Origin of the sequence: Halonatronum saccharophilum DSM 13868 (assembly GCF_000517025.1) — a bacterium.
Taxonomy (GTDB): domain Bacteria; phylum Bacillota; class Halanaerobiia; order Halobacteroidales; family Halobacteroidaceae; genus Halonatronum; species Halonatronum saccharophilum.
This window is the reverse complement of the sequence record NZ_KI912097.1, coordinates 47,358-60,270: the sequence shown is the minus strand read 5'-3', so window position 1 is coordinate 60,270 and position 12,913 is coordinate 47,358. Positions and strand designations below refer to the sequence as shown.

Here is a 12,913-nt window from a genome sequence, read left to right as displayed (position 1 = left end):
TAAAATTAAATAAAAGGACTTTTATCTTGTTATAGCTAATAACTATAATAATCACTTAAATTAAGGAGATGATTACTATAGTTATGGAAAATTTAATTTATAATGAAGAAGCTATAAAGCTAGGATATCTAAAGAACGAGGATGAAGTGATATTCTTATTTAATCCCCAAATCTATCAGGATAAATTGGGAGATAGGGAGATTAAGAGTGTAAAGTTAATTGGAAGTTTTACTGCTTGGAAGGTTAAATGGGACCTTAAAAAAGAGAACGATCAGCTTTGGACTTTAGAGAAAAAGTTTGAAGATATTAATATACCAGGAAATTCTGGGTACCCTGAATTTAGATTTGTAATTAATGATGAGACGTACTTAGGAGCTCCTAAAGAGTTATCTTTAGAAAACAAATTCTATGATAGCCATAGCGGAGGCTATAAACTCATATTATTAGAAGATAAAAATAAAGCAAAAAAGATAAAAGAAATTAATGAAAAAATCAAAGATTATAAGATAGAATACTCTTCAAGAGAAGAACTTGCCAATTTTCGCGAGATAAAAGGTGGTGATTTAGGAGAAGGCGTACTTTATAGGTCTTATCATCCTTACAAAAAATCTCGACCTGACCACCCTAAAGAAGATGAGAGACTAACAGCAGTTAGAGAATTAATTAAAAGAAAAGGGATAAAATCAATAATCAACTTATCTGATACTGATGAAGATATCCCTACTCATGCTAAGTACTATAAAGAATTATCTCATCTAGGAAATATTATCTTTACAAATAAAGGTTATAACTATGATGTCTTTTATTATCTAACTTCTAACAAAGAATTTGCCCAATTATTAGGAAGGATAATAAACTTTATAATAGATACTAATAATAAGGCACCTTTTTTAATCCATTGCCGAATTGGAACTGACAGAACAGGAGTTCTAGGTGCTATCTTGGCTGCAACCATGGGGGCTAGCTGGGAGGAAATCTTAAAAGATTACCAAGAATCTAACAGACTGGGTATTGGTGAATATAGAGATGAAAAGTTGTTGGCCTATGCCTTTAAAGGTCTTGTTGGTGATTCTTTTAAAGAGGATCTACCAAAGAAGGTTAATAGATATCTTTTACAAGAAGTTGGCTTAAGTGAATATGAACTCTTAAAATTAAAAGATAATTTAAGTGGAAAAAATACTAGGGGTTAACCCCTAGTATTTTTTAGTTCTCCTCAAAAAAATAAAAAAACTAGCAAAAGTTTGTTTTAACAAACCTTTGCTAGTTTAATCTGCTCTTAAAAGCAATGCGTTTTAAAGTTTTGGTCAATTACCTTTATTATTATAACCTCTTATTAATCTTATTTCAAGTCTTTTAAGGTTATAATTCTAATTTTAAGTCATTACCCTTAATTAAATTTGCCTTACGCATAATATTAGCTATAGAAAGAGTCAAAAGGGCAGGAAGAATAAAATGTAATAGTAAAATTGGAGTTAAAGCTCCTGTACCCATAACTTCAACAGTTCCAAATTGACCTACTAAACCTGCTGTTCCCATCCCTGAACCGATAGAACTATTCTCCATAGGGATTAATGTAGTGGCAATTGGCCCTAATATAGCTCCGGTTAAAGTTGGCGGTATCCAAATATAAGGATTCTTAACGATATTAGGTATCTGTAACATTGAAGTTCCTAAGCCTTGACTTATTAAACCACCAAATCCATTCTCCTTATATGACATAACTGCAAAACCAATCATTTGAGCACTACAACCAACAGTTGCTGCCCCAGCAGCTAAGCCACTTAAACCTAACATTATCCCAATTGCTGCACTACTAATTGGTAAAGTTAAAGCCATACCCATTAAAACTGAAACTATAATACCCATAGGGATTGGATGTAATTCAGTAGCTTGCATAATAACCTCTCCTAACCCAGTCATAAAAGCTCCAATAACCGGGCCAACAAATCTAGCAGTCAATAATCCAGTAATTATCACTGTAGCTGGGGTTAAGACTATATCAAGCTTTGTCTCCTTTGAGATTGCCTTACCAAACTCAGCACCTACTACAGCCGCTAAGAAAGCCCCTACAGGACCACCTAGGTCGGCTCCAGCCATACCAGTAACTACTGAAGTAAAGACTACCAAAGGTGGGGATTGGAGTCCATAAGCAATAGCTACACCAATAGCCGGCCCCATCATCCCCTTAGCTACATCACCAAATTCAACCAAGGCAGGTATACCTAACTCTCTACCTAAAACCTCTAAGATTAAACCAACAATTAAAGAAGCAAATAAACCTTGAGCCATAGCTCCTAAAGCCCTAATACCGTATCTATCTAAAGAGAACTCTATATTCTTTCTAGCTAAAAACCCTTTCTTCTCTTCCATTTTTCACACCTCCACAAAATTTCTATAATAAAATAACCTTTAAACTTTTAAAATCAAAGTCAAGAGCTAGTTGAAACCACGAATGTAGACGAATGGACACAAATAAAAAATTTAAAAATTAATCTTTAAAAATCATAAAATGCAGTTATCTAAGCAGTAATCCACACTAACTTTCTAAAGCATTTTATTTTAATCTGTATTAGTGCAAATTCCTGTTAATTAGCACCCCAAGAGTACTTCCTCAAGAAAAGCACTTTCGGGGCGTGGTAAAAAACGCCTTTAGGGTTTTGAATTTTAAACATCATCTTGAGATAAAATAACACTAGTTTCTGATGCGATTTAAAGAAGATTCAAACTTATATCCAAGGAATTTATCGTATGGGTTAGGGTTCCAAGGGAGATTATATCTACCCCTGTCTTTGCCACCTGGACTAGATCTTTTCTTTCAATTCCTCCAGAAGCTTCTATTATTGCACTATCTCCAATTAATCCTACAGCCTTCTCCATCTTCTTTGGAGACATATTGTCTAACATAATTATATCTGCCCTAGCCTCTAAAGCTTCCTTGACTTCTTCTAAAGATTCTACCTCAACCTCTATCTTTGTTGTATGGCTAACTCTCTTTCTAGCCAAGTTTATTGCTTCTTTAATACTACCTATGGCTTTAATATGATTATCTTTGATCATTACTGCATCACAAAGGCTAAAACGATGATTATAAGCTCCTCCTAAGGCCACACCATACTTCTCTAAAATTCTCAACCCAGGAGTGGTCTTGCGAGTATCAACAATTTTAACACCATATTCTTCAACCAAAGACTGGTATCTATTAGCTTTGGTAGCTATACCCGAAATTCTCTGTAAAAAGTTTAAAGCTACCCTCTCTCCAGTTAAAATTGAAGCCGTTGATCCCTTAATCTTTGCAATAACTGTACCTGCTTCTACCTTTACTCCTTCTTCTACTAAAGCAATAAACTCAATACTTTCATCAACAGATTCAAAGACCCATCTAGCAACATCTAAACCTCCAACAACTCCATCTTCCTTTACTAAAATAGATCCTTCTCCTCTTTGAGCAGGATCTATTAAAGTTTGAGTAGTTATATCTCCCCAACCTATATCTTCCTTTAAAGCACCTTCAATTACCTCTAATATCTTTCTTTTATTCAAATTCAACCTTTAACTCCTCCCATCTCTGCTCTAGCTTCATCACTATATGCCTTTTCCATCTTTCTTTGCTTTTATTAAAATCCAAACGATAATGTGCTCCTCTACTCTCTTCTCTCATTAAAGCCCCTTTAGTAATTAGATAAGCTAATGTAATTAAATTCTGTAATTCAAAACCTTCAACTTTCCTTAAATCCTTCTCTAGTATCGCAAGTAGATCCTCCAACTTATCTAGAGCTTCCTTAAGACCTTCTTTACTCCTTATTATACCTAATTTTTCCTCTGTCAATCCTTGTAACTCTTCTCTGATATCCTTAAAGCAAATATTATCCCCAATATCCTTTCTTAAGTTCAAATCCAACCTAGCCCACCTAATCTTAGCTTTCTTTGTATAATCTAGGGCTCCTTTAGCAACCCTCTCTCCATAGACTAAGGTCTCTAAAAGGGAGTTACTTGCCAATCGGTTGGCCCCATGCAAGCCAAAGGAGGCTGCCTCTCCGCAAGCAAATAAGCCCTTTAATGAACTTCTTCCGAATAAGTCTACCTTTATCCCCCCCATAAAATAATGAGCTGCTGGTGTAATTGGAATTTGATCTTTGCTAATATCTAAACCTAAGCTTAAACACTTATTATAGATAGTAGGAAACCTCCCCTTAATAAAATCATTATCTAAATGACTTAGATCCAAATAAAGATTTGAGCTCCCTTCTTTCTCCATCTGATGGTAGATGGCCCTAGCTACTATATCTCTAGGGGCCAACTCCTTTAAAGGATGATACCTATCCATAAAGATCTCTCCCTTAGAGTTTCTTAAGATTCCTCCTTCACCTCTAAGAGCTTCTGATAGTAAGAAGTTGTTGGCCCCTTCTAAGGCTAGAGTAGTAGGGTGAAACTGAATAAACTCCATATCCATAACCTCAGCCCCAGCTCGATAAGCCATAGCTACTCCATCACCAGTAGCTAATTGGGGGTTAGAAGTGTTTTTATACAGCTGACCAATACCTCCAGTAGCTAAGACAACAGCCTTAGCCAGATAAAGTAAGTACTCTCCTTTTAATTTATCATAAGCCAATAGCCCATAGACTCCATTTTCATCACTAATTAAATCTACTGCAAAGGTATTCTCAAAGATCTCAATGTTTTTATTATATAATGAATTATAAATTAAAAAATCACTTAACTCTCTTCCTGTAGCATCTCCACCAGCATGAAGAACTCGCCTATGGCTATGCCCACCTTCTTTAGTTAAAGCAACTTTACCTTTTTTTCTATCAAATTTTGCCCCTTCTTCTATTAACCTTTTAATAACTGTTGGCCCCTCTTCGACTAAAGTCTTAACTGCCTTAGGGTTACAGAGGCCATCACCAGCCAACAAAGTGTCTCTATAATGAAATCTAGTCCTATCCTCAGGGGAAAAGGTTGCTGCTACCCCACCTTGGGCATACTTGGTATTAGATTCTTTAACTTCTCCCTTAGTTAATAGAGCAACTTGCCCTTGTTGGCCCAATTCTAAAGCAGCAGTCAACCCTGCTGCTCCACTCCCGACAACTATAAAGTCAAAGCTCTTCTTCTTTATCTCATTTAAATCAAAGTTAATCAAATACCTTGGAACCATAACCTTACCTCCATTAATTATTCAATTCCAACATCCGACCTAAAGCCTTCTTGGCTTTAACTCTAACCTCTTCTTCAACACTTATCTGATACTTCATCTCTTCTAAAGCAGAGGCTACATCCTCTAAAGAGGTCATCTTCATATTCTGACAAATTAAACCTTGGCTTAATAAATAAAATGTTTTTGGGGGACTCTCTTCTTTTAACTTATATAAGATACCCATCTCAGTACCTATAATCAACTTCTCATCTTTACTATTACGAGCAAATTCTAATATCTGAGCCGTACTTCCTACAAAGTCAGCTTTCTCTACTACCTCTGGTCTACATTCAGGATGAACAACTATAGGTGTATTAGTATGGATTTTACTTACCTTCTCAATATCTGCTGCCCTTACCCGATGGTGAGTAATACAAAAACCTTCCCATAAAATGACCTCCTTATCAGTTCTCTTGCTTACATAATCGCCTAAATTCTGATCTGGAGTGAAGATAATCTGCTCTGCCTCAATATTGTTTACAATATCTACAGCATTTGATGAAGTACAACAGATATCACTTTCAGCCTTAACAGCAGCTGACGAATTGACATAACAGACAACCTTAGCTTTAGGGTGTTTTTTCTTTAACTCCCTTAACCCTTCTACATCAACCATATCTGCCATTGGACAGCCAGCATTTCTCTCAGGTAATAAAACTGTCTTTTGAGGAGATAGAATTGCTGCACTTTCAGCCATAAAGTCAACACCACAAAATACTATCACATCCTCCTTAGCATTAGCTGCTTTACGGCTTAAACCTAAAGAATCACCTGTATAATCAGCAACTGCTTGAACCTCATCATTTTGATAATAATGGGCTAATATAATAGCATTGCGTTCTTTTTTTAATCTCTTTATCTTATTTGCTAAACTTTCGTTAGTCATTTTATATCCTCCTATGTAAGATCTTCATAATATTTGAAAATATCACTCTTATTTTATAATTGTAATCTTGTAATGTCAAGTGTAAAGACACCCTTTCTTTTTGGTCATAAGTGACTATATTTGAAGTGAACCAACCTTCTGTCCCTTAAGTCTAATAACTTTTGTGAGGCTAAATTTTAATTTATTCTAACTATTTTTACCTTCTTTTTTAGATGAAATAGTACTTTTTATTTATTTTGCAATTTATAGGGATATGTCTACTGTTATTTTAGCAATTAATAAAGGATTTAATGATATTATCAATAATTATATTATATATAGGTAATTAAAGGAGGTTGTAATAATGCCAAGAATCGAAGAAGATCTTATCGGTAAGATGGAAATCTCTGATGCTGCTTATTATGGAGTACAAAGCTTAAGGGCTGCTAAAAATTTTAAGATAACAGGTATTAGAGTTAATACTAAGCTAATTAGGGCTATTGCTATGGTGAAGATAGCTGCTGCTAAAGCCAATTTGAGCTTAGGATACCTTGATAGAAAAAAAGGAACAGCAATTATACAAGCAGCAACTGAATTAATGGATGGTAAGTTAGACGATCATATCATTGTAGACTGCCTCCAAGGTGGAGCAGGAACTTCAACTAATATGAATGTAAATGAAGTCATTGCTAATAGGGCTTTAGAGATTTTAGGATATGAGAAGGGAGATTATACCAAGGTCCATCCAAATAATGATGTTAATATGGCTCAATCAACCAATGATGTAATACCAACAGCTATTAAAATAGCAGTTATAAAAGATATAGAGAATTTAACCCAATCACTTATACTGTTAAGGGATAGATTTAAAGAGAAGGAAGAAGAGTTTGATGATGTTATTAAGATGGGTAGAACCCAGCTACAGGATGCCGTTCCTATTAGATTAGGACAACAGTTTGGTGCCTATAAAGAGTTAATAGATCGAGATATAGAGAGAATAAGGCAAACCTTAGAAGAAGAGAAAGGAATTAATTTAGGAGGAACAGTTATAGGAACTGGTTTGAATGCCGACCCAGAATATATAAGGTTAGTAGTTAGAGAGATAAGAAGAATTACAGATTTGAATTTGAAATCAGCTGTAAATTTAATTGATGCTACTCAAAATGCAGATACTTTTGTTGAAATCTCTGGTAGCTTAAAGACTTTAGCAACTGGATTATCTAAGATATCCAATGACCTTCGTTTATTAAGCTCTGGGCCAAGGGCTGGGTTAAATGAGGTTAATCTGCCAGCAATCCAACCTGGCTCTTCTATTATTCCAGGAAAGGTAAACCCTGTAATGCCAGAAGCGGTTAATCAGGTGGCTTATCAGGTCTTGGGTAATGATCTAACTATTAGTATGGCTGTAGAAGCAGGACAGTTAGAGTTAAATGTTATGTTACCTGTTGTAGTATTTAATCTATTGCAATCAACGAGTATGCTAACTAATATTTGTAATTTGTTTGCCGAAAAATGTATTAAGGGAATTACCGTCAACCGTGAAGTCTGTGAAAGATCTGTTGACCAAAGTATTGGAATTATTACAGCTATTAATCCCCATATTGGATATTCTAAAGCAAGTCAAATTGCTAAAAAGGCTTTAAAAGAGAATAAATCAGTTAAGGAAGTTGCTTTAGAAGAAGGTATCTTAGACGAAAAGAAACTATCTCGAATATTAGACCCTTATGAGATGACTAAACCGGGTATCTCGGGGAAGGATTTACTGGAAGATTGAGCTTTAATTATAGCTATTAGCTAAAAGTTCAAAATCTTCTTGAGAGATAAAAATTTATGGCTATTTAGATTCAACCTTTTAAAAAATATACTTTTGTTAAATAAAAAAGAAGATATAAGCAACGGTGATTCTCTGCTTATATCTTCTTTAAATTAATCACTTATATCGAAGCCACCAAAGATAGCTAAACCGCTAACCTTTAATGTTGGCCCGTTAGGATCACCTTTTTTAGTGCTATTCTCCCAACCTCCAAATATAGGTAATCCACTTACAACTACATTCCACCCTTCTGGAACATATATATCTACTCCACCAAACATTGCTAAGACATCAATTCTAGCCACTTGATCTTCTGCTATATCTGCTTTTCTCAAATCTACTTCTGCCCCACCAAAGATAGCAATAATACTCCCACCTTTAAATTTCTTAGATACACTCTTAGTCTCAAAACCAGAGAATATAGCAATTATATTAAAAGAATCCTCAGACAGATGATTAATATTATCTCCTCTTTTAAATATTAGCCAAAACCCAACTAAAATTAATACAATTGGCCAGAAAAACTCAAAATCAAAAATATTAAAATATCCTAAAACCCTTAATTGCAATGATAACCCTATTAAAAAGACTATCAACCCACCTAGTTTCCCTACAGGATTACTAATTAGATTGAACAACCCACCTCCCACCAATAATAGTGGCCAATAATTTGATATCAAATCTCCTATACCTATGTCAGTTATTCCAGCCCCATTAAATAAAAGTAAAACCCCTAGTAAAATAATAATTATCCCCAAAAACCTTTTAGTATTCATCATTTTCCTCCTTATAAATCAATTCTTTTAATCAAGCTATTAAATAGTTATCCTTCAAGATAAAGCAATAAATAATATTAGCTCTAATTACAACAACTTGTAAATAAATTTAAAGCCATAATTTTTATCATTTCTATAAATTATTTCTTTCCCCTTCTTTTTTAACATATTTTTTATTATTAATATTTAGTTTTTTGAATTATTTCCTGAGTTATTTTTACTTTGTAGTCTTTTTTATATATTAATTATAAATGTGAAGATATAAAACAATATTTTGATTTTTAACAATCGTTTAATAGATTTCTGATTTTTCTTTATCTTTTTAAATGTATTAAAAAACCATTAACACCTCAAACTAATACAAAGAAAAATAAGATGGTGATATTTTTATGAAGATTACTAATCTATTTCTAATCTACTTGCTCCCTATCATCTCACCAACCCACTTAATAACATACTTAGTAAAAGGGGAAGAAAAAAATACTTATAAAAAAATAAAGGGCCAACGAATCAAAAGTTTAGTAAATACTTACCTAGGGTTATCCTGTCTCTTATTCTCCCTTCTACTCTTTTGGCCTTATTGGTCTGAAAATTTACCCCTCTTATCGAGAATTATTTTTTTGATAATTATTTATTTTTCTATCTCTAGGGTAATAGAGATATTTATATCTTTTCTCTTAGATAGTATGGACAAGCTAAAGAACAAACCACTAGAAGAAGATTTAAAATATTCAGATAGATGTATAATTACTTTAAAGAGTTATCTAGAGATAATATTGAATTATGGCATAATATATTATGGATTGAGTACTAGATATGCACAAAATATATTTTCATCTAAGGAACCTTTAATTTCACCACGCCTTGATAATGTCTTTGAAGGTGTCTATTTCAGTATAAATACCATCTCAATTTTAGGTTATGGTGATATCCAACCAAATCACTTTAGTTCACAGTTTTTCTCTTCACTAGAGGTTTTAAGTGGAGTCTTCTTATTTATAGTATCCTTTGCAACCTATTTAACTCTAAACTTCACCCCAGTTTCAAATCTAAAGACTAAGAAGAAGATTAAAAGTGCTAAAATAGATAAACAACTTCTCCTTCTTCAAATATCTATAATCTTTTTTATAATTATAAGAGAAGTCATAGAGATAAGTAGGTGGTTATAATAGTATTTAGGCATAGAAAATAAAATATTTCTCAGTTAAAAGAAAAAAAGAACGGGAGACTATCTCCCGTTCTCCTGCTGGGCTAACATCTCCTCGGCCTTCTCGACTGCTCGTCTAACTAAAGACCCAGCTTCTCTGGTGGTTATATTTCCCCAATCTCCGTCTTGAACCTTATGAGAGAATCCTAACTCCTCGGCTAACTCATACTTGGTCCTATCAGACATTATCTTTGCCATTGGGGTTTCTCACCTCCATTAATAATATCGCCATATTAAGCAGAATTTATTCTTCCAAAAAATCCCTTAAATATTCTATGGCTTCTTGACGATCCTTTATCTCTTCTAAAGCCTGCTTCTCTCTTAACTCATTGAGAAGCTTACCAATAGTTGGCCCTTCCTTTATGCCGAAGATATCGATTATATCCCTTCCACTTAAAAGTAAATCCTCTGTCTTAGTTTTTACTTTCTGATCCCTTCTAATCAAATCCTTAAGAAATTCCATAGCCCCAGGCAATTCATCCTTTCTATCATTTAACTCCCTACTACTCATAGCATCTGCAGCAGCTACTAAACAGATATCTAAAACCCAATCACCACCTGCATTAAAGAAGCGATACCTACCTTTATTTGTTAAATTATGGGCATAATAAAGGGCCAAAGGTCTCATATGGTATCTAACCAGCGCTTTAATATAGCTTATCTCCTCTCTACTAAAGCGCAGCCTTTTGAGAATTGGCCCAAGGTAGTTGGCCCCAGCCTTGTCGTGTCCATAAAAATGAACCTCGCCATCTATCTCCCTCTCTGTCGATAGCTTGCCTATATCATGAAGTAATACCCCTAACTTAAGCAAAGAAATCCTCTTATCATCTACCTTATTTCGCCAAAATTCCTCTTCCAAAAGCTCTTCTACCTTCTTAACACCATAAATAGAGTGTTCCCAAAGATCTTCACGATGGTATCGGCATTGGCCCGTCTCTTTAAACCTTTCAACTCCTGGTACTAACTGAGATAATAAGCCAAGCTTCTCTTCTAAGTAAGCTAGATGCTGATCTGCTCCATCACAAGACAATATCTTAAGCAACTCCTCTTTAATCCTCTCTTTAGCGATATCATCTATCCCCTTATTAAATTTTTTCATCAACTCTTCTGTACCTTTATCTATGTTAAAGTTCAATGCTGCCTTAAATCTAACAGCTCTAAATAACCTTAATGGATCTTCTGCAAAGACCCTCTCTTGAGTAGCTCGAATCAACCTTTTTTCCAAATCATCTATACCCCCATAAGGATCTATAACCTTATTTTTTAAAGAATCACCTTCTATATCTAAAACATCACTTAGCTCCAAAGCCATAGAATTTATAGTAAAGTCCCTGGCTCTTAGATCTTCTCTAATAGAATCTCCCTTTATTAGAGTAAAATCATAAACCAACTCTGCTTTTACTACCCGATATATTTCTCTCTTTTTATCTAATATAATAAAAGAACCTTTAATCCTATCAGCAAAGTTTCTAGCGATTTTCCCAACTTTTGCTTTCAGTCCAATATCAATATCCTCAACATCTCTTTGTAGAAGATAATCTCTTACTACTCCTCCAACTAAATATCCTTTACTATTATATTCTTCAATAATCTCTACTACAAAATTTAAATAATCCATACAATCCCCCTTCTCCACCTTATATAAGTCATTAAAACACCTCATAACTTTCAGCTATCAGTATACTTTAGAAAACTGATAGCTGACCACCAATAACTATATGTTACCAAAGGATCTTAATCTTGACCTTACCTTATATTCTTCTCCTTCACTTCCACTCATAACCAATCCAATATTCTTGGCATAGTACTCATAATTTGTATAATCTTTTCCTTCTTCTAAAGGAGTTATCTCCACCTTAATAACACCATAAAACCTTCCTGCAGGTAAATCAATAACCTTATCTACCTTTACTATCTCCCTTCTTCTTCCTCCACTTTCCCAACTATTCCCTTCTTCAATTGGCCTTTTTAATATTACTTCCTCTCTTTTATCTTCTCTATCTAAATCATCCAATAAAATAGTATCTTCATAAAATTCTGCTTCCTCTCTTAATATCCTAACTTCATCATCAGTAACTCTAAAAACCCTGGCGTTTACTGTTCCACCATTATCCTCATGGATTTGGGCCAACTCATCATCAACAAATTTAACCTCCCATTTAAAACTAGCAAACTCTATTCCTTCTCCAGCAAAGCGATATACCATCCCCTGCTTTAGTGGAAAGTAGGAAATTAAACTCTCCTCGACCTCTTCCTCCTCTAATAAATCATCCTCTTCCCTAACTTCTCTAGGTGAACAAGCAGCCAAAGCCAGAATAAGAATTACTAATAAAATCAGAACTTTATTATACCTTCTACCCTTTATCATAAATTACCTCCCCAAATTTACTTGTCTTTTTATATATTAGTCTTTCAATTAATTAGTTTTTTATGTATGTAGTAATGAGTAATACCTTAAAAACCCTTTATTCCTAGATCTTAATAAAAGATATTGAGATTTTGACATTACTCATTACTTATCACTCATTACTAATTACTGTACATAGTTGCTTTAATAAAAGGAAAGCTATATAATAAATTTTAAAAATACTTAAAAGGAGGTAATAATTGCTGAGGAGTACCATCAAAAATACTTAAAGAAGAAAGGAAAATCAAGCTGTCCAATTTAAAAAAGGCCCTTAAGGGCCTTTTGTTTTATTCTTCTTCATATTCCCCAAATTCTTCTTTCTCTACCTGACTACCTAAAATCTCTTTGGCTTCTTTTAGTTGGCCCTCTTTAACAAATAATTTAATTCCAAAGACACTACCACCCATATAAATATCAAGATATGCGCCGGCTTCATTAAATTGACTTCTTACTTCAATTCCATGAGCTTCTAAGAGAGATCTTATAACTTCACCTTCCCGTTGATTGATATCCATTAAAAGAACAAACTTTTTCTCTTCATTTTCTTTTTGACCTTTACCGTCAATGCTATCCACTAAAGACTCGCCACAATCGCTACATTGATCGTATCCATCCCTATACTCTAACTTACATTTAGGACACCATGGCATAACA

Annotated in this window: 12 protein-coding genes; 3 read left to right on the top strand and 9 right to left on the bottom strand. The window is 34.0% G+C overall.

Annotated elements, in window-relative coordinates:
* Positions 1-83: 83 nt before the first annotated feature.
* Positions 84-1,190: a tyrosine-protein phosphatase gene (locus tag HALSAC_RS0111545; protein ID WP_027340387.1), complete on the top strand. Its 1,107-nt coding sequence runs from the start codon at positions 84-86 to the stop codon at positions 1,188-1,190.
* Between the two features lie 169 nt (positions 1,191-1,359).
* Here the strand turns inward: HALSAC_RS0111545 and HALSAC_RS0111540 are convergent, their stop codons facing one another.
* From HALSAC_RS0111540 to nadA, 4 genes are all read right to left on the bottom strand, one after another.
* On the bottom strand, positions 1,360-2,370 hold the full coding sequence (locus HALSAC_RS0111540; protein WP_027340386.1) for a PTS sugar transporter subunit IIC: 1,011 nt from the start codon (positions 2,368-2,370) through the stop codon (positions 1,360-1,362).
* Between the two features lie 339 nt (positions 2,371-2,709).
* Positions 2,710-3,546: a carboxylating nicotinate-nucleotide diphosphorylase gene (gene nadC, locus HALSAC_RS0111535; RefSeq protein ID WP_027340385.1), complete on the bottom strand. Its 837-nt coding sequence runs from the start codon at positions 3,544-3,546 to the stop codon at positions 2,710-2,712.
* The gene (nadB, locus tag HALSAC_RS0111530; protein WP_027340384.1) at positions 3,533-5,152 is read right to left on the bottom strand and encodes an L-aspartate oxidase; all 1,620 of its coding nucleotides are present in this window, start codon (positions 5,150-5,152) and stop codon (positions 3,533-3,535) included. The genes nadC and nadB overlap by 14 nt, the downstream gene beginning before the upstream one ends.
* Positions 5,153-5,165: 13 nt before the next feature.
* On the bottom strand, positions 5,166-6,077 hold the full coding sequence (gene nadA, locus HALSAC_RS0111525; RefSeq protein WP_027340383.1) for a quinolinate synthase NadA: 912 nt from the start codon (positions 6,075-6,077) through the stop codon (positions 5,166-5,168).
* 343 nt (positions 6,078-6,420) lie between these two features.
* On the opposite strand from nadA, the gene HALSAC_RS0111520 reads away from it, so the two are divergent.
* The gene (locus HALSAC_RS0111520; RefSeq protein WP_027340382.1) at positions 6,421-7,830 is read left to right on the top strand and encodes an aspartate ammonia-lyase; all 1,410 of its coding nucleotides are present in this window, start codon (positions 6,421-6,423) and stop codon (positions 7,828-7,830) included.
* Between the two features lie 152 nt (positions 7,831-7,982).
* Here the strand turns inward: HALSAC_RS0111520 and HALSAC_RS0111515 are convergent, their stop codons facing one another.
* A complete protein-coding gene (locus HALSAC_RS0111515; RefSeq protein WP_027340381.1) occupies positions 7,983-8,645 on the bottom strand; it encodes a LiaF transmembrane domain-containing protein in 663 nt (220 codons plus the stop codon).
* A 686-nt stretch (positions 8,646-9,331) separates the two neighbouring features.
* Between HALSAC_RS0111515 and HALSAC_RS0111510 the strand changes: the two genes are divergently transcribed.
* The gene (locus tag HALSAC_RS0111510) at positions 9,332-9,814 is read left to right on the top strand and encodes a potassium channel family protein (protein ID WP_211231345.1); all 483 of its coding nucleotides are present in this window, start codon (positions 9,332-9,334) and stop codon (positions 9,812-9,814) included.
* 59 nt (positions 9,815-9,873) lie between these two features.
* Here HALSAC_RS0111510 and HALSAC_RS0111505 read toward each other — a convergent pair whose 3' ends face one another.
* From HALSAC_RS0111505 to HALSAC_RS0111490, 4 genes are all read right to left on the bottom strand, one after another.
* On the bottom strand, positions 9,874-10,050 hold the full coding sequence (locus HALSAC_RS0111505; protein WP_027340379.1) for a small, acid-soluble spore protein, alpha/beta type: 177 nt from the start codon (positions 10,048-10,050) through the stop codon (positions 9,874-9,876).
* A 46-nt stretch (positions 10,051-10,096) separates the two neighbouring features.
* Entirely contained in the window at positions 10,097-11,470 is a 1,374-nt protein-coding gene (locus HALSAC_RS0111500) for a CCA tRNA nucleotidyltransferase (RefSeq protein WP_027340378.1), read from the bottom strand.
* Between the two features lie 96 nt (positions 11,471-11,566).
* On the bottom strand, positions 11,567-12,220 hold the full coding sequence (locus HALSAC_RS0111495) for a hypothetical protein (protein WP_027340377.1): 654 nt from the start codon (positions 12,218-12,220) through the stop codon (positions 11,567-11,569).
* Between the two features lie 326 nt (positions 12,221-12,546).
* Positions 12,547-12,909: a putative signal transducing protein gene (locus HALSAC_RS0111490; RefSeq protein ID WP_027340376.1), complete on the bottom strand. Its 363-nt coding sequence runs from the start codon at positions 12,907-12,909 to the stop codon at positions 12,547-12,549.
* Positions 12,910-12,913 lie beyond the last annotated feature (4 nt).